We start from the raw sequence: 25,497 nt of genomic DNA on the forward strand, positions 1-25,497 counted from the left end.
TGCCGCTCTACGCCCGACCTTTTTCCCATTCGGGCCCCTTGGCGACCATTTCGCGCAACCGCTCCTAGCGGCCGACCAGCACGCCGAGCCCCGCGCACAGACCCACCGCCAGCACCGTGGCAACCACCGCCACAACGAGCGCCCACCGCCGCTCACTCACGGCCCGGTGGTACCAGGCAACGGCCGCGGTGGCGACGGTGAGCACGAAGGTCACCAGCGACCCGAAGAACCCGGCCACTCCCGCCGCGAACGTGGCCATGCCTTCCGGTGCGTCCAGGGAGTCGCGGTACAGCAGCCCGTCCAACCCGAGCAACAGCCAGGCGATCCCCGTCAACACCGCGAGAACCACAACGGCCGGACCGGCGCGGCTGCCGCTGTTCGGGGCCCAGTGCTCGGGAATCTCGTCCGCCATCGCCATCCCCCGTCTTGACGACCAGATCAACGACCGTCGCGGCGAGGGTAACGCCATTGATCCAGTCGCCGGGGTGCGTGGCCAGTCCCTTCCGGATTCGCGGCGAGCCGGGAACGCGGATCTCCGGGATTCGTGGGCAAAGATTCAGGGACTACTCGGATCCGCCTCAGCGGTCCTCCACGATGAAGCAGGCTCGTTCGTAGAGTTCGTCGAACGTGATGATCTCGACGTCTTGGATGGATCGCCTGTATTGCTCGAAGGAGGAGATCTTTTCCGGGTTCGTCGAGCCATGCTCGGAGAACTCACTCAGCCGTCCGATCACCAGAACCTGCCGGGGGCGGATGGTGGAGATCTCGATGTCGGTCGGGGTGCCGTCGTCCTCGTAGAACCTGTGAAGCTCGCCGGTAACCAGGCGTAGCGCCTTATAGGCGGTCTTCTGCACCTGCGCCACCGCGCCGACGACGTCTCTGGATACCTGGTAGACGTCTGGCGGCCGGTACGGCGTGCCGGCAAGGAGGGGCGTGGTTTGAGTCTTGATCTCGCATAGTAAGAGACTGCTGATGAAACCCTTGGAGCGCATAACGGCGTCACTGCGCTTTCCCGCTCCACTGAAGATGTTGGCGCCGGTTGTGATGCGCTCCAGCCTGCCGCCGTGGAGCGGTTCACATGCCACAAGGTTGAGCCCGTACCCGAAAATCCAGGGATTCTCCTCGAAGAGCCTCTGCCAGACCGCCTCAGGCCCGGCAACCAGTTGGCGTTCTTGTTCGAAGTAATCCGGCTCGGTCAGGAGTTGCCGGAATCGATCAAGCTGCGTCTTGCGGTTGCTGATCAGCCTGATGTCCTTCTCCGTGAGGGAGCCGCCAACGGCAGTTCTGACGGCCTCGAGGAGCATCGTGCGGTCTTGGCCGGCCAGGAGCCGGGCCAACTCGGCTTCGTCGCCGACGACCAGCCGCAAGCCTGTATCAGGGAGGTCTAGTCCCACGCAGTTTTGGAGGAAGCTGATGACCTTCCAAAAGTTGTCGTGGACGTCGCTGGTGTCGACGAGTGCCTTGACGATCTGAGGCACTTCGGTGCCAGGAATTACTTCCATGGCCGCCGTCCTCACGAACTTGGTCTTGTCTTTTTTCCACAGCTTTACTCGCGGTGAAAGGACTCCATCTTTGTTGATGAGAGCGACGTGAAGGAGCGTTGCCACCTGTGGGCGGTTGTCGAGTCGGAACTCCGTGATCAACTGGCTTCGGCTTGTGTCGTAGAAATATGGAAACTCCCGCCCCCGGATCTCGAGGTCCGAGAAGTCCTGCCCCGTGACGTCGAACTCCTTGGACGGGCTGCCGAGATGGAAGCGTTGCATGCTGGGTACAGCGGGCTCCGCCGGCTGGTTCCTCCAGTCCGGTGAGACGGCGGGCAGCGGCTCTACGTGGCCCTCGATGACAAGGGACTGGACATCCGTACGCTCGAAACGGGTAAATACGGCTTCCATCCTCTTCCAGCACGCATGGGTGACGGCCTCCGTGTATGCAGGCAGGAGGCGAGAAGGAACGGTTAGGACCGCCTCGTACGTGGCGACGGTCCAACTGTCACCGGGCATGGGTTGGTAGTAGCCGCCGTCGGGGCGCAGCGTCAGCACAGCCGAGCGGAGGAGATCGCGGGCGACCTCCTCGCCGTCGCGTTCGAGGAGGCTGTACGTGTGCCCGAGGACGAGATCCAGTTTGTCGATGTCGTCGTCATCTAGCGGCAGAGAGACCAGCGGACCGGTTGGCTGCACAGAGGCTGGCGAGTAGATCGGCCGCCCCGATATGAACTCGAATGGTCGGAGGGTCCAGCCATCTGGCCCGAGGAGGCGATTCAGATCACCGACGCGTCGCGATGATTGATCAGGGTCAGGCTGTACTTCGGGATGCACAAACCTTGCCAGGAAGGCGAGAAGAATCTCGTCAGGGCCGTCGAGGAGTTCGAACTGGGCGTGCTCGAAGACCCAGCAGTCGGGCCAGTCGAACGGATTATTGATCCGATGCTGGGCGATGTCCTCCCGTGCCGTCGCGAACCGAGGGTCCGTCGATGCGAGCGTGTCCAGGTCGTACAGCGATCCCAGAAAGTCGATCTCGTCGAGCCTTCCCCACCATGGGCCGCCCTCACCGCACACATAGTTGAGAATGTCTCGCCGAGTGAGAGTCGTGATCCTCCGCTTGCTCCGAGGCTCCTGGGAAGCGGCAGATTCCGTCATGTCCCTAAGGATGGACGTTCTGCGGCTCGACCGGAACCTACAGGCTGCCCGGTAGGGCGTCGGCAAGCCCCTGCTGCGAGTCTTCGATGAACTTTGCTGCGTCCAAAATCCGGCACGCAAGATGTCGCGCTCGTCTGCGTTCAACTGGACCTGAAATGCACTTCACGCCCGACACGGTCGCCAGCCACACGGCCGTCGACAGGATTGGTGCGCTCACCGCCGGATGACAGTCCGACGAAGTGCTGCTGAGGCCCGCGAGGTGTCTTGACCCGCGATTGAGCGGAGCCGTCACCCGGTCACGGCGGTGCTGGGTGCACACCGTCCTTCGGACGTCGGTGCGAGAACCGGGCACGCTTCGGGTCGGCCGCTGTGTGCCACCCGAGACCTGGGTCAAGCAGCACCGCCGGCGGCCCGAGGGCCGCGCGATGGTGTTGAGGGGGTGTGGGTGGAGCGGAGCTCCCCCACGAAGGGGAAACCCAGTGTGGCCCCGGCGCGAATCGAACGCGCGACACCCGCTTTAGGAGAGCGGTGCTCTATCCCCTGAGCTACGAGGCCTCGTACCTGCGCCCCCGAGTCTAGGGGAACCACGGCATCGACCGAAATCGCGTATCCGGGCAACCTTCGTCACGGCGGCGCTCGATCAGGGTCGGGACTGGGTGGAGGTGCCGATGAAGGCGCGCGCCCGCGCGACTTTCACCGCCTCGGTCAGGGTGGCCAGGTCGTAGGCGCCGTAGTGGCGCTGGCCGTTGATGAAGAAGGTCGGGGTCCCGCTCACCCCGCTCAAGTCCGCCGACTCCACGTCCTGGGCGATGCGGGCCTCGTGCGCGTGGTGGTGCAGCTCGGAGCGGAAGCGCTCCGCGTCCAGGCCCAGCTCCACCGCGTACCCGACCAGCTGCTGCGGCTTGAGCTCGTCCTGGTGGTCGAGGAGGAGATCGTGCATGGGCCAGAAGGCGCCCTGCGCGGCCGCCGCCTCGGCTGCCTCGGCGGCGAGCTGGGCGTGGGGGTGCACGTCGGTCAGCGGGAGGTGCCGCCACACGTAGCGCAGGTCGGCGTCGGAGAGCAGTTCGCGCACCACGGGTTCGGCCTGGCCGCAGTAGGGGCACTGGAAGTCGCCGTACTCCACGATCGTCACCGAAGCGCCCGCCGCCCCGCGCACGTGGTCGACCGTCACGTCCACGGGCGGGATGAGGTCTACGAGCACGTCGGCGTCGCCGAGCAGGGCGCGGGCGCGCTTGTGCTTCGGAAGTCGGGCCGTCACGCGGTACACGATGAAGGTCAGCAACGACGCCAGCACCGCAGCGGCCAGCACGCCCAGTTTGGCCTCGGCGAGCTCGTCGCCCGTGAACGCCAGGTTGGCGATGAGCAGGGACACCGTGAAGCCGATGCCCGCGATCGTGCCGCTGCCGAGCACCGCCGCCCAGCCGACGCCCGGGCGCACGCGGCCGCCGGAGAGCCGGGTGACCAGCCACGACGTGGCCACGACGGCCAGCGGCTTGCCGAGCACGTAGGCGACCACCACGCCCAGGGTCACCGGCGAGGTGAACGCGCGGGCCAGGAACGCGCCGTCGATCGGGATGCCGGCGTTGGCCAGGCCGAACAGCGGGACGATGAGGTAGCTGGTCCACGGGTGGTACATCCGCTGCAGCCGGTCGTTCGGGGACAGCGTGCGGCTGAGGCCGAGCGACGCCGTCCGGGCCAGCTCGGCGGTCGGCTGCTCGCGGAACAGCTTGAACAGGCCGCTGGCCGCCTCCAGGGCGCTGCGGGCCGGCGTGTACGCGGGGGCGATCAGCCCGATGGCCAGGCCCGCCACGACCGGGTCGACGCCGCTGCGCAGCATGAAGTACCAGAGCACGATGCCGATCGGGGCGTACACGAAGCCCGCCCGCAGCCCGAGCAGCCGCAGGCCGAGCATCACCCCGAAGATCACCACGGCCACGATGAGGTGCATGACCAGGATGTGCTCGGAGTAGGCGACGGCGATCACGAGCAGCGCGACCAGATCGTCCACCACGAACACGGTCAGCAGGAAGACTCTCGCCTGCTCGGGCACGCCCTTGCCGACCAGCGCGAGCAGGCCCAGGGCGAGCGCGGTGTCGGTCGACATCGCCACGCCCCAGCCGCCGGCGCCGGCGCCGCCGCGGTTGATCGCGAGGTACAGCGCGACCGGCACCACCATCCCGGCCACCCCCGCCGCGAACGGCAGCAGGAAGCGGCGGCGGTCGCGCAGGTCGCCCAGGTCCAGCTCGCGGCGCGCCTCCAGGCCGACGACCATGAAGAACAGGGTCATCAGGCCGCTGTTCACCCAGGTGCGCAGGTCGCAGGCGAGCTCCCAGCCGCCGAGCCGGACGGAGAGGTCCGTGCTCCAGAACCGCTCGTACCCCGCGGTGTCCACGTTCGCCCACACCAAGGCGGCCACGATGGCGGCCACGAGGACCCCGGCGCTCCCGGACTCGGTCGTGATGAAGTTGCGGAAGGGCGCGGCGACGTCACGGCGCCAGAGGGACGTGCCGCCTTCGGGCGACGGGTCGGCCATAGCGGGAAAGTCTAGGCTTTTGGATCGTGGGCATCCGGGTGGTGATCGCCGACGACCAGGCGATGGTGCGCGACGGTCTGCGGCGCATCCTGGGCGCGGCCGACGACATCGAGGTGGTGGGCGAGGCCGCCGATGGGATAGAAGCCCTGGATCTGGTACGCGCAGTGCTCCCCGACGTCGCGCTCGTCGACATCCGGATGCCGCGGATGGACGGGCTCACCCTCACCCGCGAGCTGGCCGGCGGCCCCACCCGGGTGGTCGTGGTCACCACGTTCGACCTGGACGAGTACGTGTACGCGGCCCTGCGCAACGGCGCCGCCGGGTTCCTGCTCAAGCGGTCCGGCCCGGCCCTGCTCACCGAGGCCGTCCGCGCCGCCGTGTCCGGGGAGAGCCTGATCAGCCCGGCGATCACCGTCAAGCTGCTGCGCCACCTGTCCAGCCCCCGGCCCGAGTCGCCGGAGCCGCTCACCGAGCGCGAGCTGGAGATCGCCGCGCACGTCGGCGCCGGGCGGACCAACGCGGAGATCGGGGCCGAGCTGTTCATCTCGGCGGGCACGGTGAAGACGCACGTCGCCGCGGTACAACGGAAGCTCGGGGTCCGGAATCGGGTCGGGATCGCGGTCTGGGCCTGGAACAACGGGGTCGTCGCGCCGTGAGGGCACCCTGGCTGCTGCTGCTCGTCGTCCCGGTCCTGTGCGGGCTGCCGTTCACGCGCGCGGCCGGGCTGCTGGTGAGCATCGCGGCGATGGCGGCCGTGGCGGCGGCGCTCCGGCCGTCCCTCGCGCTCGCCGCGGCCGTGGTCTCGCTCCTGGTGACGGTGATCTACCGGGGTCCACCGGAGCCGCCGGGCCTCTGGCTCATCCTCGAGTTCACCCCTTTTCTGGTACTGCTCGTGCGCACCACCCGCGCCGGAAGGTGGACCGCGGCGCCGGTCGCGCTGGCCGTCACGGTCCTGCCGCTGCGGGTCACCCTGCACCAGCCGCACAGCCGCGCCGAGGCCTCGATCCTGGTGGTGGCGACGGCGTTCGCGTGCGCGGTCGCGGCGACGGGCCTCGGGCTGTACCTGCGGGCGGGCGACGGACGGCGCGCCCGCGCGCTGGCGGCGGCCCGCCGCGCGCAGCGCCTGGAGCTGGCCCGGGACCTGCACGACCTGGTCGCCCACGAGGTCACCGGCATCGTGCTGGAGGCGCAGGCGGCCCAGGTCGCGCCCGCCGCTGACGCCCACGAGCGGATCGAGGCGGCCGGGCAGCGGGCCCTGGCGGCGATGGACGACATGGTGGCCGCACTGCGCGACGACGCCGCCCCGGTGCGCGTGCACGGCGTGGCCGACCTCCCGGACGTGGTCGCGCGCTTCGGCCCGACGGCGACCCTGGTGGTCGAGCCGGGGGTGGCGCTCTCCGCTGCGGCGGGGAACGTGGCGTATCACGTGGTGATCGAGGCCCTGACCAACGTCCGGCGCCACGCCCCCTCGACGGCCGGCGTCGTGATCACGCTAACGAGCGCAGGGATTCTGACCGTCGCTTCGGATATGCCGGAAATGTCCGCCATGGCGGAGCCGCCGCCCGAGGGCCGCGAGCGTGGCCTTGGAGAACGCGCGACGCCGGGCGGCAGCGGACTGGCCGGGTTGCGGGAGCGGGTGGCGGCAGTGGGCGGGGCGTTGAGCGCCGGCGCCAGGGACGGCCGGTGGGAAGTCGTCGCCGATCTCTCCCATTCGGCAGATGTGCCGGGGAACGGCCGCCAGCAGCCTTGAGGACATGCTCGAACTGCTCGATATCACGAAGGTCTACAAAGGACAGAAGCGCGCCGTCGACGGGTTGACGCTCAGGCTGGAGCCCGGCCTCATAGGGCTCCTCGGGCCCAACGGGGCCGGGAAGTCGTCGCTGCTGCGCATTGCGGCTACCGTCACCCGGCCCACCAGCGGGCAGGTGCGGTTCGAGGGGCGGGACGCGGTCGCCCACCCGGACCAGCTCCGCCGGGCGCTCGGCTACCTGCCCCAGGACTTCGGCGTGTACCCGAATCTGAGCGCCGTCGAGTTCCTGACCTACCTGGCCGCGGTCAAGGGGCTCTCCTCCCGCTCCGCCCGCGCCCGCATTCCGGAGCTGCTGGAGCTGGTGAACCTGACGCATGCGGCGAAGCGCGCGCTCGGCGGGTACAGCGGAGGAATGCTGCGCCGCGTCGGGATCGCGCAGACGCTGCTCGGCGATCCGCGCGTGGTGATCGTGGACGAGCCGACGGCCGGGCTCGATCCGGAGGAGCGGGTGCGGTTCCGCAACATCCTCAGCGACCTGGCCGCGACCCGGGTCGTGCTGCTCTCGACGCACATCGTGAGCGACGTCGAGTCGGTGGCCGGCCGGATCGCGGTGGTCGCGGGCGGGCGGGTCCGCTTCGACGGGGCGCCGGCCGACCTGTTGAGCAGCGTGGCCGGGCGCGTGTGGGAGGCGACGGTGCCGGTCGAGCACGCGGCCGGGCTCCAGCAGCGGCTGCTGACGACGCGGGCCGTGCGGACGCCACAAGGGGTACAGCTGCGGATCCTGGCTCTTGAACGCCCGCTGCCCGACGCGCAGCCGGTGCCGCCCGAGCTCGAGGACGCCTACGTCGGGGCGGTGCACCGGTGATCGCGGGGGCGGCCGTCGCGGACTTCCGGGAGCGGGTGCGGCGCCCGGCGTACCTGCTGATGCTCATCTCCGCCATCGGGCTGGGCCTGATCGCGGTGCCGCCGGTCGACGCGCACTGGTCGGTGCTGGTGATCGGCGGGTTCCGCGGCCGGTACACCAGCGGCTACGTGGGCATGGTGACCGCCCTGACCAGCGCGCTGTGGCTGACGCTGGTCGGCTTCTACCTGGTCCGCGACGCGGTGGCCCGGGACGGGCGGACCGGGGTCGGGCAGCTGCTCGCGGCGTCGCCGATGCGCAGCTGGGCGTACCTGGCCGCGAAGCTGGCGAGCAACGTGGCCGTGCTGGCCTCGATGACCGCCGTGCTGGCCGCGACCGCGCTGGTGCTGCAGCTGCTGCGGGGCGAGTCGCGCGCCGTCGACCCGGTGGGCCTGCTGCTGCCGTTCGCGCTGGTGGCGCTGCCGATGCTGGTGCTGACGGGCGCGCTGGCGCTGCTGTTCGAGGCCACCCCGGTGCTGCGCGGCGGGCTCGGCAACGTGCTGTGGGTCTTCGTGTGGATGGTGGGCGCGATCGGCGGGCAGTCCCCGCAGGCGCCCCTCGGTGGCCTCGGGCTTCGTCCGGTACCGCTGCCCGCCGGCGCCTCGCAGGACGTCGGACTGGGCCTGATGTACGTCGACGAGCCCCTCGAGGTCTTCGACTGGCCCGGGCTGCGGCTCGACGCCCCGTTCCTGCTCGGCCGGGCGGTCCTGGTGCTGCTGGCGGTGGCCGTGGCCCTCGCGCCCGCGCTGTGGTTCCACCGGTTCGACCGCCCGGCCCGCCCCGGTCGCGGGCCGGCGGGTCCGGAGCCGCGCCCGGTGTACCGCGGGCTCCCGAGGGCCGAGCCGCGCACCGGCCCCGGGTTCGGGCGGCTGCTGGCGGGCGAGGCGCGCATCCTGGTCGCGGGCGCGCCGCTGTGGTGGTGGCTGGGCGCGGCCGCGCTGACCCTGGCCGGGCTGGCGCTCCCGCGCGGCGCCGTGCTGGCCGTCGCCTGGGTGTGGCCGGTGCTGCTGTGGTCGCGGCTGGGCACGCAGCCGGCGACGACGGGCACGGCGGCGATCCTGGGGGCGTACCCGGCCCCGCGCCGCCGCGTGCTCGCCGAGTGGCTCGCGGGCGTCCTGCTGGCGGCCGCCCTGGGCGCGGGCGCGGCGGTGCGGATGGGGTTCGCGGCGGACGGCCCGGGCCTGGTCGCCTGGGCGGCCGGCGCCCTGTTCATCCCCGCGCTGGCCCTGACGCTGGGCACGCTGACCGGCGCCCCGCGGTTCTTCCAGGCGGTCTACACGGCGCTCTGGTACCTCATGATCAACGACGCCGACGCGCTGAACTTCATGGGCATCCTGCGCGACGGGGACGCGGTGACCGGCCCGGGCCCCGGTGCGTGGGCGGCCCTGGCCCTCGCCGGTGTGACGGGTTCCCTGCTGTGGACCAGCTTCCGCCTCGCCCGCCGCTGACCGCCGCGGTTCGCCTAGTCGATGCCAAGTCCTGACCAACCGGCGGCCGCCATGGTGTCGGCATGACCACTGCACTGACTTCCCTCCCGGCGGTTGCCGGTCCCGTATACGTCCCCGGCGACGAGGGCTTCGCCGACGAGGTGTTCGCCTGGAACTTCGCCACCACCCACGAGCCCCTGGCCGTCGTCGGCGCCACCTGCGCCGAGGACGTGGCCGCGACGGTCCGCTGGGCCGGCACCCTGGGCCTGCCGGTCTGGATCCAGGCCACCGGGCACGGCGCCGTCCGACCGGCCCGGGGCGGCGTCCTGGTCACCACCGGCCGGATGACCGAGGTCAGCGTCGACCCGGCCGCCCGGCGCGCCCGCGCGGCCGCCGGGGTCCGCTGGTCGCAGGTCGTGGAGGCGGCCGCCCCGCACGGGCTGGCCCCGCTCAGCGGCTCCTCGACCCAGGTCGGCGTGGTCGGGTACACCCTCGGCGGCGGGACCGGACCGCTCGGGCGGGCGTACGGCTTCGCCGCCGACCACGTGCGCTCGATCGAGATCGTCACCGCCGACGGCGCGCTGCGCACCGTCGACGCCGATCGCGAGGCCGAGCTGTTCTGGGCGGTCCGCGGCGGCAAGGGCAACTTCGGCATCGTCACCGCGATCGAGTTCGACCTGTTCGACGTGCCCGGCTTCGTGGGCGGCGGCATCTACTTCGCCGTCTCGCACGTCGCCAAGATCCTGCACGCGTACCGCGAGTGGTCCGCCGCCCTGCCCGAGGCGATGAGCACCTCGGTGGCCCTGCTCCGGCTGCCCGACCTGCCGATGCTGCCGCCGCCGCTGCGGGGCGCGTACGTCGCCCACCTGCGGGTGTTCTTCCTCGGCGGCGAGGACGAGTGCGCGGCCCTGCTCGCCCCGATGCGGGAGGTGGCCCCGGCGCTCATCGACGACATCCAGGCGCTCCCGTACGCCGCCGTCGACGCCGTGCACCGCGACCCCACCGACCCGATGCCGACCCGCGAGCGCGGCGTCCTGCTCGGCGAGCTCACCGCGGAGACGGTCGAGCGGGTGCTGGCGGCGGCCGGTCCGCAGGTCAACGTGCCGATCCCGATGGTCGAGGTGCGCCACTTGGGCGGCGCCTTCGCCCGCCCGCCGGCCGTGCCCAACGCGGTCAGCGGCCGCGACGCCGCGTACTCCCTGTTCGTCATCGGCATCGGCGAGCCCGGCCTGCGACCGGTCGTGGACGCGGTCACCGAGCGGATCCTGGCCGTCGACGCGATCCCCGGCGGCCTGCTCAACTTCTCCGGCGGCGCGGACGTCGAGTCGATCCTGGCCAGCTGGGCGCCCGCCGACCGCGACCGGCTGCTGCGGGCCAAGCGCTCCTACGACCCGGCCAACATGTTCTCCAGCGGCCAGGCCCTCATCGCCTGAAACCGTCTCGCACCCGGCCCGCCCTGTTGCGGGCCGGGTGCGAGCCGATCTCAGGTGCATGTCGCTGTCCTGGCTGGGCCTGCGGCGGCGCAACCGGGAGCAGGCCGCGCTGCTGCACACCCTCCTGCGCCGCTTCCCCGCCCCGCTGCTGCTCACCGGCCCCGACGGCCTCACCCGGCCGGTCAACCCACTGGCCCGCGACCTGCTGGGCCCGGAGGGCCTGACCCTGCCCCCGGGCAGCGACCCCGTCGAGATCCGGGTGACCCGCCCCGACGGCACGGCGGGCGACCTGCTCATCTCGCCCGTACCCGACGAGGGCGGCTCGATCGCGCTGTGGACGGCCCAGGACGTCAGCGCCCACCGGGTCTACGAGGAGTCGCTGCACCACGCCGCCTACCACGACGAGCTCACCGGCCTGCCCAACCGCGTCTCCCTGTGGCAGCACCTCCGGGTCTTCGGCGCCGGCCCGGCGGTCACCATCCACATCGACCTGGACGGCTTCCGAGCGGTCAACGAGACCCACGGCCACCAGGCCGGCGACGAGCTGCTGATCGGCGTCGCGCACCGCCTCCGCGACGCGGCCTACGCCGGCACCCGCACCGCCCCGCACCGCGCGATCACGGCCCGCCTCGGCGGCGACGACTTCGCGGTCCTCCTGCCGGGCGCGGACGCCGAGGCCGCCGACCGGCTGATCCCCGCCCTCCGGGCCGCGTTCGACCGCCCGTTCCCGACCGGCGCCGGGTCCCTGACGGCCCGCGCCACCTTCCGGGTGTCGACGGCTTAGCTTTCGAGCTTCGCCAGCAGGCGCGCCAGCTCGTCCAGCTCGTCCGCGGTCAGCGTCATCATCTGCGGCGGCGGCTCGGCCAGGATGTCCTCGGCGCGCCGGGCCTCGCGCAGGCCCAGGTCGGTCGCGGTGACCAGCTTGGCCCGCCGGTCCGAGGGGTGCGGCTCCCTCCGCACCAGGCCGCGGCGCTCCAGGTCGTCGACGACCAGCGTGGTGTACGGGGCGTCGGTCGACAGCCGCGCCGCCAGCTCCCGCATCGTCAGCGGGGAGCCGGCCAGCCGGCGCAGGGCCTTGATCCGGACGAAGCTCAGGTCCAGCGCCTCGCTGACCTCCTTGCGGCGGTCGTGGCGCTCGTGGACCAGGGCGAGCATGGCGCGCCAGACGGCGGCCGCACGGTCCGGATCTGGTTCAGGCATCGACGAGCTCCGCATCGGGTTGACGGCTGATCGCCCGCTGGCTGGTCGTGAGCGTACCGATGATGAGGATCGCCGCACCGCACCCGGCCACAATCCACCAGCCCGCGTGGCTGGCGGGGCTGAAGCCGGCGGCCATCCCGCGGCCGTGCAGCCCCGCGGTGACCACGGCGCCGAGGACGGCGATGCCCAGCACCGAGCCGAACTGGCGGCTGGTCGAGGCGAACGCGGCCGCCACGCCGGCCTGGGACACCGGCAGGCCGGAGACCGCGGTGACGGTGATCGGCGGGTTGACCATGGCGAAGCCGATGCCGAACGCGACGTACGCGGCGACGATCCACAACAGCGGCGTGTGCGGCGTGAGCGTGGTCAGCAGCACCCCGCTGACCATGATCCCGGCCCCGCCGACGAGCAGCGACGGGCGCGGCCCGACCGAACCGACCAGCCGGCCGGAGACCGGGCCGAGGACGACGGTGATGGCCGCGATCGGCAGCGTGAGCAGGCCGGCGTGCAGCGGGGAGAGGCCGCGCACGTCCTGCAGGTACAGCGTGTTGAGCAGCAGGAACCCCGCCAGCGCGCCGAACGCGGCGACGGCGATCGAGGTGGCGCCCGCGAACGGGGGGCTGCGGAACAGCGTGACGTCGATGAGCGGCTCGGGCCGGCGCGGCTCGATCACCAGCAGGGCCGCCAGCGCGGCCACGGCGACCAGGCCGACCAGCGCCTGGTGCTCGATGATGGCGAAAGTGGCGCTGGCGAGCAGTACCAGCACGATGATCTGACCCGGCACGTCGACCTTGCGCGGCCGGGGCGCCTTGGACTCGGGCACGAACAGCGCGGTGAGCACGATCGCGGCGATCCCGATCGGCACGTTGATCCAGAAGATGGTCCGCCAGCCGACGGTCTGCACGAGCAGGCCGCCGACGACCGGACCGAGCGCCATGCTGATGCCGACGACCCCGGCCCAGACCCCGATGGCCCGGGCGCGCTCGCGGCGGTCGGTGAACACGTTGGTGATGATCGACATGGCGACCGGGTTGAGCATCGAGCCGCCGACCGCCTGGACCACCCGGAACGCGATCAGCCAGCCCAGCGAGGGGGCCAGCCCGCACAGCAGCGAGCCGAGCGCGAAGATCACCAGGCCGATCTGGAAGACGAGTCGCCGGCCGAGCCGGTCGGCGGTCGAGCCACCCATGATCAGCAGGCTGGCCAGCACGAGCGTGTACGCGTCGATCGCCCACTGCAGCCCGGACAGCGGCGCGTCCAGGTCGCGCCCGATCGCCGGGACCGCGATGTTCACGATCGTGTTGTCGAGGCCGACGATGAGCAGGCTCATGCAGCAGATGCCGAGAATGAGCAGGCGCCGACCACGTGTTTGTACGACCATAATAGTTATGTTCGTACAACAAACTGGTCGGCGCCAAGGGCTTGCGGTTTACATCACGTTCTAATTGGTCTGGTTGGTCGTGCCGCCAGGCATGTTGCCGCCCTGCGGGCCGGTGTTGCCGTTGGCCTGGTTCAGGGTCGTGTCGGTGATCGTCGTCGCGGTGGCGGTCGAGCCGTCTACGGTGCCGACCACCGTCACCGTGTCGCCGGTCTGGATGTCGGAGACCTGGTCCTGCCCGTTGTCGACCGACGTGGCGGAGCCGATGACGAAGGTCGTCGTGTGCCCGTCGGCGCTCTTGGCCGTGATCGAAGTGGTGCTGATCTCGGTGACGGTCCCGGTCTGGAGGCGTTTCGTCGTGTACCCCCCGTTGCCGTCGGACGCCGTGAAGTCCCCGTAGAGCGCGCCGGACAGCCCGGTCGAACCGCCGCCGCCCATGCCGCCCCCGCCCATGCCGCCGCCCGGCCCGCCCTGCCCGTTGCCGCCTCCGGGCCCGGCCTGCTGCGTCGTGGTCGACGAGGAGCCGCCGGCCGCCTTGACCACCGCGTACCCGCCGCCACCGATCACCAGCGCCGCCACCACGCCCACGATGATCGTCTTGACCCGGTTCGACTTCGCGGCCGGCGCCGGAGTCACGGCCGGCGGGAGCCCGGCGGGCGGCGCCGGGGGCTGCTGCGGCGTGGCCCAGACCGGGGCGGCGTCGACGGGCTGCTGCTGGTCAGTGGTCGGCGTGGTCATTGGTGCTCCCCTGGAGTCCGGCGGCCCGCTCAGGGGAGCCGCTCACCAGCAACGATCGCGGCGCACCCTGGCACCGGGCCTACCGGACCTTGGCAGTCACCTGTGAGCCTCAGGCGGCGACCAGCTCGGGCTCCTTGGCGGGCTCGACCGGACGGCGGCTCTTGCGGACCGCGGCGATGCCGGCCAGGAGCAGGCCGAAGACCGCCCAGGCGGCGAGCACCAGCACGTGCGGCCACGCGCCCGCGCCGTCGAAGAAGGCGGTGCTGCGCAGCAGGGACCCGGCCGCGCCCGGCGGCAGGTACTGGCCGAACGCGCCCCACCCCGCCGGCAGCATCTCCGGCGCGCTGGTCAGGCCCGAGAGCGGGTTGCCGAGCAGCATCATGATGGCCGCCCCGATCGCGAGGCCGCGCGGCCCGAGCAGCGACTCCAGGCCGAGGATGGCGAGGGCGGTGGCGGCGATGGACAGCGCGACGACGCCGCTGTTGGCCCAGTAGTCGCCCTCGAGGGAGCCGAGCCAGTACTGGAGGATGGCCACGAGCGCCAGCCCGCCCGTCACCGCGAACGCGAGCGCGCCCGCGACCCGGCGGCCGGTCCCGGCGATGAGCGCGGTGAGCAGGCCGGCGGCCACGATGCCGCCGAGCACCAGCGGCAGCGCCCCGGCGGCGAGGCCGGCCCCGCGCTGGTCGTCGGGCGGCAGCGGGACGAGGTCGCGCACGGCCACCTCGCTCGGCGACTGGCTCAGGCCGGCCGCCACCTGCTGCAGCGCCTGGGCCACGGCCGGGCTGGCCGCGGAGGCGATGATCAGCTGGGGCTTGCCGGAGGTGAGGTCGATCGCGCCGTACACCTCGCGGTCCTTGATGAGTCGCTCGGCGGCGGCGGTGTCGGCGACCGTGCGCACGTCGAAGGCGCCGGGCCGCTTGGCCTCGAGCTGCTGCACCACCTGCGCGGTCGCGGGCGCCGGCCCGGCCACGGCGAGCGGGATGTCGTGCACGCTGGACCGGGTCGCGGGCCAGGCGAACGCCACCATGATGAGGCTGAGCAGTGCGGTGAGGAGCAGGACGACTCCCGCGACCTTGCGCATGACGATCCCCTTAAAAAGAACGTTCGTTCGTTCTTTTTAGCCTGGACCCGCGCGGCGCCCCCGTCAAGAATGAGCGTTCGCTTTACTGTGCGACGCCGCTCACGATCGCAGCGCGAGCGCGAACGGCGTTCGCGTCACGGTGCGACGCCGCTCACGGTTCGGACGGACGTGGCCGGCGGGAGCGTGAACGTGAAGCGCGAGCCGCCGCCCGGGTTGTCGGTGGCGGCGATCGTCCCGCCGTGCCGCTCCACGATGCGCTTGCAGATCGCCAGCCCCAGGCCCGTCCCCGCGTACCCGCTGGAGCGGTGGGCCCGGTGGAAATTGGTGAAGATGGCGTCGTGGTGCCCGGCCGGGATGCCGATGCCGTTGTCGGCCAGCGAGATCCGGACCAGCCCGTCGCGGTCGACGGTGGAGGCGATCTCGATCCGCGGAACCGTGCCCGGCGCCGTGTACTTCACCGCGTTGCCGACGAGGTTGTCCAGCAGCTGGCGGAGCAGCACCGGGTCGGCCTGCACGTCGTCGAGCCGGCCGAGGCTGAACTCCGGCGCCGGGGTGCCCGCGGCCGCGGCCAGGTCCGTGCGCGCGTTGGTCACCTCGACGACCAGGTCGCGCAGCGGCACGTCGACGGGCGCGATCGCGGCATTGCGGGCCGTCGTGTACGCCAGCAGGTCGTTGATCAGGTGCCGCATGCGCGCCGAGGCGCGGGTGATGCGGGCCAGGCTGTCGCCCGCGTCGCGCACGGCCGGGTCGCCGGGGGGCATGGTGGCCAGGGTGTCGGCCAGGTTCTCGGCCCAGCCGTCGATCGTGGTGAGCGGGTTGAGCAGGTCGTGCGCGACCACGCCGGCGAAGGACGAGAGCTCGTCGCGGTGCCGGCGCTCGGCGGTCACGTCGTGGAAGACGACCACGGCGCCGCCCTCGTCCGGCAGCCGGGTGGCGCTGACGTCCAGAATCCTTCCCTCGGGTACTCCGGCGTTGCGGATCAGCACCTCCTGCCCCCGCACGTCGTGGCCGCCCAGGGCCTGGATGTGGGCCATCTCCTCGCCCGGCAGCGGGGTGCCGTCGGGGTGGAAGAGGCCGTAGTGGCCCGGGTGGGCGACCGTGCCGTCGCCGCTCGTCACGCCGCCCAGCAGCGCCATGGCGGCGGGGTTGCGCATGATCCAGGTGTGATCGGGGCGTACCACGGAGACGCCCTCGCTCATCGAGTTGACGATCGTGGTCAGCAGGCGGGAGTGGGCCGCCGCCTCCCGGCTGGTCGCGGTCAGCCGCCGCAGCAGCTCGGCGCGCTCGTCGCGGCCCAGGGCGATGGCCAGCCCGACGATCGCGATCATGCCGACGAACGCCTGCGCCAGGAGCGCGCGGACGGGCAGCGAGGGCACCGCCGCGAACGGCCCGTTGCCGTGCAGCGTGAACAGCACGGCGATGGTGCCCAGGCCGAGGTCGTGCAGGACGACGAACGTGGTGTGCAGCCGCAGGGCCGCCCACACCGTCACCGCGACCAGCGGAAACGCCAGCGGCAGGTGGGCCACGCCGAAGCCGAGGCCGTAGGCGGTCAGCGAGCAGACGATCAGCGCCGCGTACTCGAACAGCCGCCCCGGACCCGCCCGCATGAGCGGCCGGCCGGCGCTGTAGTGGTAGCCCAGCCGCAGCCCGACCGCCCCGATGAGCAGGATGCTCACCGCGTTGCGCAGGAACCACACCAGCCCGTCGGTCCACACGTACGAGTCGGTGGTCAGCCACACCGCGGTCGGCCCGACCAGCGCGCCCGCGCCGGCGCCCAGGCACGTGGCCGCGACCAGCCGCCAGAGGTCGGCCGAGCGGGCCAGCGGCTCGTCCCCGCCGGCGCCCCACAGGTGCGGGCTCAGCCGGTGCAGGACCCGCATGAAGACCGCGACCTGGACCAGGTTGGCCACCACGAACCACAGCGCGAGCAGCGTCGGCGCGCCGGTGGCGAGGTTGACCGCGACCGTGATCGCGGCCAGCACGATCGGGTCGAGCCAGCGGGCCTTCGCCTTGCGCTGGGTGGCGAACCAGACCACGGACACGCCCGCGGCCGGCCAGACCAGGCTCAGGCTGGAGCCGTCCATGATGGTCTTGCGGCCGGCGTACGTCGCCAGGACGTACACGACGGCCCACACCGCGGTCCGCAGCAGGGACGCGGTCATCCGGCCCCCCGCAGGACCCGCTCCAGCCCGGCCCGCAGCGCCTCGGCGGTGAACGGCTTGCGCACGTACTGCGCGCCGGTCTCCTGCGCCCGCGCCGCCACCGCCCCGTCCCACAGCACCGTGAGGAACATGGCCGGCAGGTCGGCCCGCTCGCGCCGCAGCCGCTGCAGCAGCTCGATGCCGTCCATGCCGGGCAGGTCGACGTCGAGGATCGCCGCCTCCGGCAGGCCGTGCCTGGCCACCGCCTCGAGCGCGGCGGCCCCGTCCTGCGCGGCGAGCACGTCGTGGCCGTCGGCGGTGAGCCGCTTGACGATCAGGTCGCGGACGTCGGGCTCGTCGTCCACCACGAGCAACCGGGCCATCGGAACCACCCGCCTCTCCGCCACCCTGATCGGCAGCGGAGCGACGAGCCTTACTTCGTCGGAAGAATTCCCTGCAGGTGGCGGCCGTTCACGGCGGAGCGGCGGCCGGCGTCGACCTCGCTCTTCCAGTTCCGCACGTAGTTGGAGGCGGTCAGCCGCTCCACGTCGTCGAGGTCGAGCAGGTCGCCGACCATGGTCGTCAGGGCCACCACGTCGCGCCGGTCGTTCGCCGGCACGTTGTCCTCCAGCACCTGGTACACCTGGTTGCGCAGGGACCCCTCCCGGATGATCGTCGGCGGGGTCAGGGTCGGCTCCTCCGCGATCTCGAGCACCTCACCGATCTCGTGCGTCACCGGCGCGGTCCGGGCCCGGCGCGGGCGCGGCGGCGCCGGGGTGGCCGGCAGGATGCCCTCCAGCTCGCCGCGCAGCCCACCCAGCGGCGACGGCGGCATGATGACCGGCTGCGGCTCCAGCTCGGGCTCCCGCTCGGTCGCGGCCGTCGCCCGGGCCACCGCCTCGCGGGCGGCCCGCCGCTCCGCGTCCTCGACCTCCCGCTTAGCGACGGGCTGGGCTTTTGGGACGGTCGGCAGGGCGGGCTGCTCCTCCTCGGCGTCGAGCACCGGAAGCGCGGGGACCGCCGGGGCCACCGGCGGCGCCGGCGGGCTGTCGGAGATCGCGGCCAGCCGGGCCGGGGCCAGGTCGGCGGCGATGAGCGCGGTCAGCCCGTCGTAGTCGGCCCCGTCGGCGAGCCGGACGGCGATCTCGTCCAGGTCGTAGACGGCCACCGCGATGTCGGCCGTCTTCGGGTCCACCGCCGAGCGGATCTTGCGGTGCAGCACCTTGGCGATGGCCGCCGTGCGCTGCTCCTTGCGCTTCTCGGCCCGGGCCGCGGCGATCGACGTGTAGAGCCCGAGGCTCACGTCGGCCTTGGCCAGGTTCTTGGCCCGCAGCGTGATCCACGGGTGGCGGACCCAGTGCCCGACCACCTCGTAGGCGGGCGTGGTCGGCGGCAGGTCGCCCTTGGCCCGCAGCCGATCGCGGCGCTGGTTCTCGGTGTGCATCAGCCAGACGAGGTACCCGAGCGCGGACATGCCGGCGAAGAACCCCGCGAGGAGCTTGTTGTCGTGCGCCATCCAGTTGAACGCGACCGCGAACGCGGCGATGGCGGCGGACAGGATGCGCGAGGCGGTCGCCTTCTCGCCCAGCCGGCGGCGCACGTCGGCGTTGGCGAGGACCACGATGCCGCCCAGCTCCAGGGCCCCGACCGCGGGGATCGCCCAGATCAGCGGAATCCCGAGGGCCTCGACCGCGCCGGAGACCTGCCCGGCCAGGGCGACGAGCAGCACCACGAAGTAGAACAGCTGCCGCATGTACGAGGTCTGCTTGACGGTCCTCTGCAGATCGGCGTCGAGCTCGTTGATGCCCGGCGTGCTCACCGGCTTCTCCCGTCGTCTTCCGGCAACGGGTATCCCCGCGCGGCTAGAAATTCGGCCAGGGCGAGGTCCACGGAGCTCTGCACCGTGGTGTTGTGGTCGACGACGAACCGCTGCAGGGTCTGCTCGATCTCCACCCGCACCCGGGTGTTGAGCTGCACCCGCTCGAACCGCGGCCGCTGCGGCGGCATCGCCACCGCCTTCTCTGTCGCTTCCAACACCACTCCCGCTAGCCGTTTGCTAGCGGGCACGCTAGCAAAGCAACCGTCGATGACCGAATCCGACACGCCCGACAAGTGTTCGAAAAGAAAAGGCGCTTACGACCGTCGCGGGGTGAAGGTTCAGGCTCACGTTCGGTAGTCATCCGGCCGCGTTCTTGCGGCTGGGCCGCGCCTCGCGGGTTCGGTAATCTCACCGGCATGCGGCGCCGAGTACTCATCCTCATGGCTGCGACACTCGTGCTGATCGGCGCCTTCGCCGCTCCCGCCGGTGCCGCGCCAGGTGATCCGACGGGCGCCCCCAACGAGGGCACCGACCTCACGCTCGGCGAGAAGCTCGACGCGGCCAACACGGAGTGGCTGCAGGCCCAGGCCGTGCTCGACCAGTCGAAGAAGCGCCAGGCCGAGCTGGCCGCGCAGGTCGACGCGATGCAGAAGGAGCTGGAGCCGGTCCGCGCGAGCGTGAACGTGATCGCGGCGGCGGCCTACCGCACCGGCGGCAACGTCCGGCTCACCTCGGCGCTGGTGAACACCGACTCGCCCGAGCAGTTCATGGACCGCATCCTGCTGGTCAATACGATCGCGCAGTACAACGACCGGCAGATCGCGCGGCTGACGAAGCTGGAGAAGGAGCTCGCGGACGCCAAGAAGGCGGCCGACGACGAGGTGGCCAAGCAGCAGGCGCAGATCGCGGTCCAGGCGAAGAAAAAGGCCGACGCGGAGTCCGCGCTGGCCAAGATGAAGGGGCGGGCCGACGGCTACGTCAACGTGAACTCGCCGCTGGCGACCCCGGCCCCGCGCAACGCCGACGGCTCATGGCCGGCCGAGAACTGCATTCTCGACGACCCGACGACCACCGGGTGCATCACACCGCGGACGTACCACGCGGCGCAGGAGGCGCGGAAGGCCGGCTTCACGCACTTCTACTCGTGTTTCCGCCCATCCGGGCCCTACGAGCATCCGAAGGGCCGGGCCTGCGACTTCGCCGCCGCGTCGGACGGCTTCGGGGGCGTGGCGAGCGGGGCGGACAAGACGTACGGCACCAACCTGGCCGCCTTCTTCGTGAAGAACGCGTCCTCGCTGGGCGTGCTGTACGTCATCTGGTTCAGACAGGTGTGGACGCCGGCCGCCGGGTGGCATGCATACAGCGGCGGCAACGGCGACCCGTCGAGTGACCACACGAACCACGTCCATCTGTCACTGATTTGACGCAATCTGCGAAAAGCAGCCTGCGGCAAACCTGATCAGCGGGCGCCGGCGGTGGTCAGGGCGCGCTCGCAGACGGAGCGGGCCCACTGAATGCGGTTGAGCGCGACGTCCGGGCGGTCGCCGAAGACCTCGGCGGCGCGGGCGTAGCACTCCTCGGGGCCGAGGCGGTCCAAGGTGTTGTCCACCGTGGCGCGGACCGTAGCGGCGTCGGGGTCGGAGAAGCACGGGGTGTCGGACACGAACAGTGCCATGCACAGCACCGGGTCGACCGGGCGGTTCGTCATGGTGGATCACCTGTTCAAGGGGGTGTGGATGACTTATCCACCGTGCCTCCGGACGACTGTCCGTTGCCTCGCGGCCAGCGGGGTTTAGCGCCTGCGGGTTTTCCGACCCCGCGATACCTGCTGGCCTCCATGCCCGCCTCAACACGCCTCACCCTCGCAAGGGGATGGAGATGCCCAGGCGGGTGCCGTTGCCGGGGCGGCTCGCGATCTGCAGGCTCCCGCCGAGCGCGGCCACCCGGTCGGCCAGGCCGGTGAGCCCGGTGCCGGTGCCGGGGTCCGCGCCGCCCACGCCGTCGTCCTCGATGGCCATCTCCAGGCGGCCGGCGGCAACCGTACCGTTCACCGAGATCAGCGTCGCGTGCGCGTGCCGGACGGCGTTGGTGAGGGCCTCGGCCACCACGTAGTACACCCCGATCTCAACCTTGGCGTCGAGCCGTTCGGGCAGGTCAAGGCGCACTTCCACCGGGACCGGGGACCGGCGGGCCAGGGAGCGGATGGCCGGTTTCAGGCCGCCCTCCGACAGGATCGACGGGTGGATGCCGCGGGCCAGCTCCCGCAGCTCGTCGATCGCCTCCGACAGGTCGCTGCCGATGCCGTGCAGCCGGTCCTGCACGCCCCCGGACGTCTGGGTCTCCGTGGCCCGCAGCGCGAGCAGCAGGGCGATGAGCCGCTGTTGGGTACCGTCATGCAGGTCCCGCTCGATCCGCCGCCGGCTCTCGTCCGTGGCCGCCACCACCCGGGCCCGCGACGCGGTGAGGTCGGCCCGGGCCTGCGAGTTGGCGATCGCGCTGGCCACCAGCTCGGTGAACTCGGCGGCCCGCTCGGCGTCGTGCTGCTGCAGCGGCGCGGCGCAGGTCGACAGGGCCTTCAGGGCACCCCAGGTGCGCCCGGCCACGAGCACCGGGGCGCCGATGGCCGAGCGGATGGTCACGTCGCCGAACTCCTGCTGCAGGAAGTCGGCGCTGCGCAGCCCGGCCAGCCGGATCGGGCGCCCGGAGCGCAGCACCTGCCCGGCCACCCCGCCGTCGTTGACCTTGACCTTGCCCAGGCCGACGCGGTGCGCGGGGTCCTGGCTCCAGCTGGCCACCACGGTGCCGTTGCCGTCGGGCTCGAAGCGCAGCAGCACGGCCGCGTCGGCCCCGAAGAGCTTGCCGGCCTCCTCGGTCACCGCGGCGAAGACGTCCTCGGCGGGCTTGCCGCGGGCCGCCACGGTCGCCACCCGGCGCAGCGCCGCCTGTTCGGCCGCCACCGCGCCGAGCATCGTGCGGCCCTTGTCCAGCGCGGCGACCATCGAGTTGAACGTGCGCTGCAGCGCGCCCACCTCCTCGGGGCCGTCCGTGGCCACCCGCACCGTCAGGTCGCCCCCGGCCGCCCGGTCGGCCGCCATCACCATCCGGTGCAGCGGCCGCACCACCATGACCGCCAGGGACCGGGTGAGGACGGCCACCGCGAGCAGGGCGACCACGAACCCGGAGATGCCGGCCATCAGGGCCCGCTTGCCGGCCTGCCGGGCCTCCTCGTGCATCCGGTCCACGGTCAGCTTCTGGCTGTCGATGAACTGGTTGAACTCGGTGCGCAGCGCGGCGATCTGTTTCTGGCCGTCCGTGATCGAGGCCTTGTCGATGTTGACCGGGTCGCCCTTCTCGTCGTTGAGGACCCGCGGGTCGGCGTAGCGGTCGAGGTACGCCGTGACGTCCGAGTTGAGCTTGGCCACCCGGGCCGACTGGGTCGCGCTGCCGGTCACCGACGAGGCGAGCTCCTGCTGCCGCTGGGGGATCTGCTGCTGGGCCCGGATCCAGGGCACGAGCAGCTCCCGGTCGTGGGTGAGGGCGTACCCGCGGCGCCCGGCCTCGACGTCCAGCACCAGCCGCTCGAGGGTGTTGCTGGCCGAGACGGCTCGCTCCGCCTGGGTGACCACCATGACCGAGGCGCGGAGCTGGTAGACCGACACGAGGATCACCGCGAACGCCGCGCTGATCATGACGGTGAACAACGCGCTGATCACCGCGAGCCGGACGGTCAACCCCCCGTGCATGGGGTGGTGACTACCCCGGTTCGCAGGGATATGTTGGATTTGATGGCATTCGAGGCGAGCGCGGCACTGCGCCGGTCAGTGGTGATCGCGGACGACGACGTGCTGCTGCGCGAGGGGCTGGCGAGCCTCCTCGACCGGCACGGATTCGATGTGACCGGACTCGCCGACGACGGCCCGCACCTGCTCGAGCTGGTGGAGAAGAGCGGCCCGGACATCGCGGTGGTCGACATCCGCATGCCGCCGACCCACACGACCGAGGGTCTGGCCGCGGCCCGGGAGATCCGGGTGCGCTTCCCGTCGGTGGCGATCCTGGTCCTGTCCGCGTTCGTCGAGGTCGAGCACGCGATCGAGCTGCTGGCCAGCGGCGAGCGGATCGGCTACCTGCTCAAGAGCCGCGTCACCGACGTCGACGACTTCGTGGAGACGCTGCACCGGGTGCACGACGGCGGCACCGTCGTCGACCCGGCCGTGGTGCAGGAGCTGGTGGCCGCCCACCGCCGCCGCGATCCGCTGGACGTGCTGAGCCCGCGCGAGCGCGAGGTGCTCGCGCTGATGGCCGAGGGCCGCTCCAACGCCGGCGTGGCCAAGGCGCTGTGGGTCACCGAGGGCACGATCGAGAAGCACGTCCGCTCGATCCTGACCAAGCTGGACCTGCCCGAGACCGACGAGACGCACCGGCGGGTCCTCGCGGTGCTCACCTTTCTCGAAGCGGCATCCTCTGCAACAGGTCCGTGATCGCGCAGCCCGAGAGCTGGTCCTTGGGCAGGTAGCCGATGGCCGGGCTGCCCGCGAGCAGCTCCGCCAGGTCGTCCGGGGCGAGGCTGGAGACCATGATGACGGCACCGTGGCGGATGCGGGCGGCCAGGTCGAATCCGCTCTCGGCGCCCAGGCCGACATCCACCAGTACGACATCCGGCTCTTGCTCTTCGATCGCGTGCAGGGCCTGCCGACTGTCCGAGGCCGTCGCGACCACCGCGATGCCCTGGGTCGAAAGGAGTTTCCGGGCACTCGCCCGGAACCGCTCCGAGTCGTCGACGATGACACAGCGGATCGTCATTCTTGAACCGTGCCACGGGCCGGGGTGGTACGCCTTTGCTGCTAACCGGAAAAGAAGAGAGGCCACCCGTGGCGGCGGGTGACCTCTGGTCTGGAATCGTTCTAGAAAAAGGGTTTAGAACGTGCCTTGCGCGTTGCATTTGTAGCCCTGGTCGAGACAGTCCCGCACGCGCTGGGCCAGCGCATCCGGCTCCCACGCATTGAAGAAGTCCGCATGCATGGAGAATCCGTTGCCGGACGAGAGGGTGATGCCGCTCGTGTCGGTGTTGAGCGGATACGCGATGACGAACGACACGGACGGAATCGGCACCGGGTGACTGGCCGGGCACGCCCCGGTGTGGTCCCCGTCGGCCATGTGCGCCTTGTGGTCGGGGGTGTCCAGATGCACGCCGTCCCAGCAGTCCGGGAAGGTGATCTGGCGGACGAGTTCGGCCGTCTTCGCGCAGACCGGGTACTCGCCGCCCGCCGTCCGGCCGGTCTCGCCGCCGACGCCCGCGCACCAGAAGTGGTTGCCCTGCCTGTCCGGGGTGTCGCTCTGGTTCTTGGCGTCGCCGGTGATCATCCGCAGCCCGAACGGGAACGGCTGGGTCTTGCTCGGGTCCTTGAGGCGGGAACCGTAGTAGACGGTCACCTCCTTGGGGTCCACGACCTTGCCGTTCTGGTACAGCGTCGGAATCCAGTACGCGCTGTGGTCCTGCGCCGGCGTGCACGTCGTGCCGGCCGCGTAGAGCGACTCGGCCGTCGAGGCGGCGCTGGTCGACCGGTTGCCCAGGAACGTGTGGTCGTGCGAGGCGCCGGGCAGGCCGGGGAAGACGATCGGGTCGTCGGGCCCGTGGTGGCTCACCGTGCAGGTGGCGTGGAACTCGGGCACCTTGACCGGGTTGTTCGTGACCGGCGCGGGCCGGCGGGCGAAGAACGCGGCGGTGTCGGCCTTCTGCTGCTCGGGATCGACGATGTCGGAGACCGGGGCCGGGGTCGGCGAGCCGGGCAGCACCGCGGTCGGGGTCCGCTTGAACTGCAGCCAGTTGACGTTGACGAAGTCGCCCGCCTGCGGGCTCTTGAACAGCAGGAACAGCGTCTGGGGGCCGGTCAGCCGGGTGCCGCTGACCGCGGTCTTGGTGGTCCAGTTCTGCCAGCCGCCGGTGTACCCGACCGGGTAGCTCGCCAGCAGCTCGCCGTCGCGCGCCCCGGCCCGCAGCTCGATCGTGCCGCCCGCCCGGCTGGCCGCGGCGACCCGGACGCTCGCGGTCAGCGAGCCCGGGCCGCCGAGGTCGGCGTTGTCGTAGCGCATCCAGTCGCCGTCGGCCAGCCACCCGACGTTCTTGCCGCCCCCGGCGTCGGCCGTGTTCTCGGTCCGCGCCCCGCTCTGCGCCGTCCAGGCCTCGGCCTGCACCACGCCGGCCGTGTCGACCTGCTCGGCGCCGGCCGTCGTGGTGAGGATCAGGCTGGTCGCCAGCGCGCCGAGGACGGGGATCGCGAGCAGCGCCAGCAGGGTTCGGCGCCGCTGCGGCGGTCGGCTCGGCGGAACCCGATACGGGTTCAGCCGGGGGTCGAGCGGCATCGTGGACGTCCTCCGGTGCGCTGGTCTGTGGCCCGACCGTACGATCCGGAGAGCGCTCTCTCAAGGTCTCTAAGTGGAACGTAAACCTCGGCTAAGCCAG

Annotated in this window: 23 protein-coding genes and 1 tRNA gene; 8 read left to right on the top strand and 16 right to left on the bottom strand. The window is 71.7% G+C overall.

The window, feature by feature from the left end; translation table 11 throughout:
- Positions 1-64: 64 nt before the first annotated feature.
- The 4 genes from ACQPZ4_RS48515 to nhaA all read right to left on the bottom strand — a co-directional run bounded on the left by ACQPZ4_RS48515 (position 65) and on the right by nhaA (position 5,169).
- Positions 65-412: a hypothetical protein gene (locus tag ACQPZ4_RS48515; RefSeq protein ID WP_433052729.1), complete on the bottom strand. Its 348-nt coding sequence runs from the start codon at positions 410-412 to the stop codon at positions 65-67.
- Between the two features lie 166 nt (positions 413-578).
- Positions 579-2,636, bottom strand: a complete 2,058-nt coding sequence (locus ACQPZ4_RS48520; RefSeq protein WP_433052732.1) for a Shedu anti-phage system protein SduA domain-containing protein — start codon at positions 2,634-2,636, stop codon at positions 579-581.
- A gap of 482 nt (positions 2,637-3,118) precedes the next feature.
- Positions 3,119-3,191, bottom strand: a tRNA-Arg gene (locus ACQPZ4_RS48525).
- An 85-nt stretch (positions 3,192-3,276) separates the two neighbouring features.
- The gene (nhaA, locus tag ACQPZ4_RS48530; RefSeq protein WP_433052735.1) at positions 3,277-5,169 is read right to left on the bottom strand and encodes a Na+/H+ antiporter NhaA; all 1,893 of its coding nucleotides are present in this window, start codon (positions 5,167-5,169) and stop codon (positions 3,277-3,279) included.
- 26 nt (positions 5,170-5,195) lie between these two features.
- Here nhaA and ACQPZ4_RS48535 point away from each other — a divergent pair, with 26 nt between their 5' ends.
- The 6 genes from ACQPZ4_RS48535 (at position 5,196) to ACQPZ4_RS48560 (ending at position 11,464) form a co-directional block, all read left to right on the top strand.
- A complete protein-coding gene (locus ACQPZ4_RS48535; RefSeq protein ID WP_433052738.1) occupies positions 5,196-5,825 on the top strand; it encodes a response regulator in 630 nt (209 codons plus the stop codon).
- Complete coding sequence (locus tag ACQPZ4_RS48540; RefSeq protein WP_433052741.1) at positions 5,822-6,919, top strand: sensor histidine kinase; 1,098 nt, start codon at positions 5,822-5,824, stop codon at positions 6,917-6,919. The genes ACQPZ4_RS48535 and ACQPZ4_RS48540 overlap by 4 nt, the downstream gene beginning before the upstream one ends.
- Before the next feature lie 4 nt (positions 6,920-6,923).
- Positions 6,924-7,784 carry an ABC transporter ATP-binding protein gene (locus ACQPZ4_RS48545; protein WP_433052744.1) on the top strand — a complete coding sequence of 287 codons (861 nt, stop codon included), beginning with the start codon at positions 6,924-6,926 and terminating at the stop codon, positions 7,782-7,784.
- Positions 7,781-9,268, top strand: coding sequence for a hypothetical protein (locus ACQPZ4_RS48550; protein ID WP_433052747.1), 1,488 nt, complete (start codon positions 7,781-7,783; stop codon positions 9,266-9,268). Before ACQPZ4_RS48545 ends, ACQPZ4_RS48550 begins: the two co-directional genes overlap by 4 nt.
- Before the next feature lie 62 nt (positions 9,269-9,330).
- A complete protein-coding gene (locus ACQPZ4_RS48555) occupies positions 9,331-10,680 on the top strand; it encodes an FAD-binding oxidoreductase (protein WP_433052750.1) in 1,350 nt (449 codons plus the stop codon).
- Positions 10,681-10,738: 58 nt separating this feature from the next.
- Positions 10,739-11,464, top strand: a complete 726-nt coding sequence (locus ACQPZ4_RS48560) for a diguanylate cyclase domain-containing protein (RefSeq protein ID WP_433052753.1) — start codon at positions 10,739-10,741, stop codon at positions 11,462-11,464.
- Here the strand turns inward: ACQPZ4_RS48560 and ACQPZ4_RS48565 are convergent.
- The 8 genes from ACQPZ4_RS48565 to ACQPZ4_RS48600 form a co-directional block, all read right to left on the bottom strand.
- Positions 11,461-11,880, bottom strand: coding sequence for a MarR family winged helix-turn-helix transcriptional regulator (locus tag ACQPZ4_RS48565; RefSeq protein ID WP_433052756.1), 420 nt, complete (start codon positions 11,878-11,880; stop codon positions 11,461-11,463). The two genes, ACQPZ4_RS48560 and ACQPZ4_RS48565, sit on opposite strands and share 4 nt — an antisense overlap.
- The gene (locus ACQPZ4_RS48570) at positions 11,873-13,210 is read right to left on the bottom strand and encodes an MFS transporter (RefSeq protein WP_433052759.1); all 1,338 of its coding nucleotides are present in this window, start codon (positions 13,208-13,210) and stop codon (positions 11,873-11,875) included. Before ACQPZ4_RS48570 ends, ACQPZ4_RS48565 begins: the two co-directional genes overlap by 8 nt.
- A gap of 111 nt (positions 13,211-13,321) precedes the next feature.
- A complete protein-coding gene (locus tag ACQPZ4_RS48575; protein ID WP_433052762.1) occupies positions 13,322-13,996 on the bottom strand; it encodes a hypothetical protein in 675 nt (224 codons plus the stop codon).
- Between the two features lie 109 nt (positions 13,997-14,105).
- On the bottom strand, positions 14,106-15,077 hold the full coding sequence (locus ACQPZ4_RS48580) for a hypothetical protein (protein ID WP_433052765.1): 972 nt from the start codon (positions 15,075-15,077) through the stop codon (positions 14,106-14,108).
- A gap of 134 nt (positions 15,078-15,211) precedes the next feature.
- Positions 15,212-17,239 (bottom strand): ATP-binding protein, encoded by a 2,028-nt coding sequence (locus ACQPZ4_RS48585; protein WP_433052768.1) that lies wholly within the window; start codon positions 17,237-17,239, stop codon positions 15,212-15,214.
- Complete coding sequence (locus ACQPZ4_RS48590; protein WP_433052771.1) at positions 17,236-17,601, bottom strand: response regulator transcription factor; 366 nt, start codon at positions 17,599-17,601, stop codon at positions 17,236-17,238. Before ACQPZ4_RS48590 ends, ACQPZ4_RS48585 begins: the two co-directional genes overlap by 4 nt.
- A gap of 50 nt (positions 17,602-17,651) precedes the next feature.
- On the bottom strand, positions 17,652-19,037 hold the full coding sequence (locus ACQPZ4_RS48595; RefSeq protein WP_433052774.1) for a hypothetical protein: 1,386 nt from the start codon (positions 19,035-19,037) through the stop codon (positions 17,652-17,654).
- On the bottom strand, positions 19,034-19,252 hold the full coding sequence (locus ACQPZ4_RS48600; RefSeq protein ID WP_433052777.1) for a hypothetical protein: 219 nt from the start codon (positions 19,250-19,252) through the stop codon (positions 19,034-19,036). The genes ACQPZ4_RS48595 and ACQPZ4_RS48600 overlap by 4 nt, the downstream gene beginning before the upstream one ends.
- 225 nt (positions 19,253-19,477) lie before the next feature.
- Between ACQPZ4_RS48600 and ACQPZ4_RS48605 the strand changes: the two genes are divergently transcribed.
- Entirely contained in the window at positions 19,478-20,461 is a 984-nt protein-coding gene (locus tag ACQPZ4_RS48605; protein ID WP_433052780.1) for a coiled-coil domain-containing protein, read from the top strand.
- Between the two features lie 35 nt (positions 20,462-20,496).
- Here ACQPZ4_RS48605 and ACQPZ4_RS48610 read toward each other — a convergent pair whose 3' ends face one another.
- Together ACQPZ4_RS48610 and ACQPZ4_RS48615 are read right to left on the bottom strand one after the other, a co-directional pair.
- Positions 20,497-20,745, bottom strand: coding sequence for a hypothetical protein (locus tag ACQPZ4_RS48610; RefSeq protein WP_433052783.1), 249 nt, complete (start codon positions 20,743-20,745; stop codon positions 20,497-20,499).
- 148 nt (positions 20,746-20,893) lie between these two features.
- Entirely contained in the window at positions 20,894-22,780 is a 1,887-nt protein-coding gene (locus tag ACQPZ4_RS48615) for a GAF domain-containing protein (protein WP_433052786.1), read from the bottom strand.
- A 42-nt stretch (positions 22,781-22,822) separates the two neighbouring features.
- Here ACQPZ4_RS48615 and ACQPZ4_RS48620 point away from each other — a divergent pair, with 42 nt between their 5' ends.
- On the top strand, positions 22,823-23,515 hold the full coding sequence (locus tag ACQPZ4_RS48620) for a response regulator transcription factor (RefSeq protein ID WP_433052790.1): 693 nt from the start codon (positions 22,823-22,825) through the stop codon (positions 23,513-23,515).
- Here ACQPZ4_RS48620 and ACQPZ4_RS48625 read toward each other — a convergent pair.
- Entirely contained in the window at positions 23,475-23,837 is a 363-nt protein-coding gene (locus tag ACQPZ4_RS48625; protein WP_433052793.1) for a response regulator, read from the bottom strand. The two genes, ACQPZ4_RS48620 and ACQPZ4_RS48625, sit on opposite strands and share 41 nt — an antisense overlap.
- Before the next feature lie 114 nt (positions 23,838-23,951).
- On the bottom strand, positions 23,952-25,397 hold the full coding sequence (locus ACQPZ4_RS48630; RefSeq protein WP_433052796.1) for a DUF1996 domain-containing protein: 1,446 nt from the start codon (positions 25,395-25,397) through the stop codon (positions 23,952-23,954).
- Positions 25,398-25,497: the final 100 nt, after the last annotated feature.

This window comes from Dactylosporangium sp. CS-033363, assembly GCF_050942475.1.
Classification (GTDB): Bacteria; Actinomycetota; Actinomycetes; order Mycobacteriales; family Micromonosporaceae; genus Dactylosporangium.

Bases quoted from the DNA above. Each gene is read 5' to 3' on its own strand.
- ACQPZ4_RS48515 (WP_433052729.1), bottom strand. From the start codon at position 412: ATGGCGGACGAGATTCCCGAGCACTGGGCCCCGAACAGCGGCAGCCGC.
- ACQPZ4_RS48520 (WP_433052732.1), bottom strand. From the start codon at position 2,636: ATGACGGAATCTGCCGCTTCCCAGGAGCCTCGGAGCAAGCGGAGGATC.
- nhaA (WP_433052735.1), bottom strand. From the start codon at position 5,169: ATGGCCGACCCGTCGCCCGAAGGCGGCACGTCCCTCTGGCGCCGTGAC.
- ACQPZ4_RS48545 (WP_433052744.1), top strand. From the start codon at position 6,924: ATGCTCGAACTGCTCGATATCACGAAGGTCTACAAAGGACAGAAGCGC.
- ACQPZ4_RS48555 (WP_433052750.1), top strand. From the start codon at position 9,331: ATGACCACTGCACTGACTTCCCTCCCGGCGGTTGCCGGTCCCGTATAC.
- ACQPZ4_RS48560 (WP_433052753.1), top strand. From the start codon at position 10,739: ATGTCGCTGTCCTGGCTGGGCCTGCGGCGGCGCAACCGGGAGCAGGCC.
- ACQPZ4_RS48565 (WP_433052756.1), bottom strand. From the start codon at position 11,880: ATGCCTGAACCAGATCCGGACCGTGCGGCCGCCGTCTGGCGCGCCATG.
- ACQPZ4_RS48570 (WP_433052759.1), bottom strand. From the start codon at position 13,210: ATGAGCCTGCTCATCGTCGGCCTCGACAACACGATCGTGAACATCGCG.
- ACQPZ4_RS48575 (WP_433052762.1), bottom strand. From the start codon at position 13,996: ATGACCACGCCGACCACTGACCAGCAGCAGCCCGTCGACGCCGCCCCG.
- ACQPZ4_RS48580 (WP_433052765.1), bottom strand. From the start codon at position 15,077: ATGCGCAAGGTCGCGGGAGTCGTCCTGCTCCTCACCGCACTGCTCAGC.
- ACQPZ4_RS48585 (WP_433052768.1), bottom strand. From the start codon at position 17,239: ATGACCGCGTCCCTGCTGCGGACCGCGGTGTGGGCCGTCGTGTACGTC.
- ACQPZ4_RS48590 (WP_433052771.1), bottom strand. From the start codon at position 17,601: ATGGCCCGGTTGCTCGTGGTGGACGACGAGCCCGACGTCCGCGACCTG.
- ACQPZ4_RS48605 (WP_433052780.1), top strand. From the start codon at position 19,478: ATGGCTGCGACACTCGTGCTGATCGGCGCCTTCGCCGCTCCCGCCGGT.
- ACQPZ4_RS48610 (WP_433052783.1), bottom strand. From the start codon at position 20,745: ATGACGAACCGCCCGGTCGACCCGGTGCTGTGCATGGCACTGTTCGTG.
- ACQPZ4_RS48615 (WP_433052786.1), bottom strand. From the start codon at position 22,780: ATGCACGGGGGGTTGACCGTCCGGCTCGCGGTGATCAGCGCGTTGTTC.
- ACQPZ4_RS48620 (WP_433052790.1), top strand. From the start codon at position 22,823: ATGGCATTCGAGGCGAGCGCGGCACTGCGCCGGTCAGTGGTGATCGCG.
- ACQPZ4_RS48625 (WP_433052793.1), bottom strand. From the start codon at position 23,837: ATGACGATCCGCTGTGTCATCGTCGACGACTCGGAGCGGTTCCGGGCG.
- ACQPZ4_RS48630 (WP_433052796.1), bottom strand. From the start codon at position 25,397: ATGCCGCTCGACCCCCGGCTGAACCCGTATCGGGTTCCGCCGAGCCGA.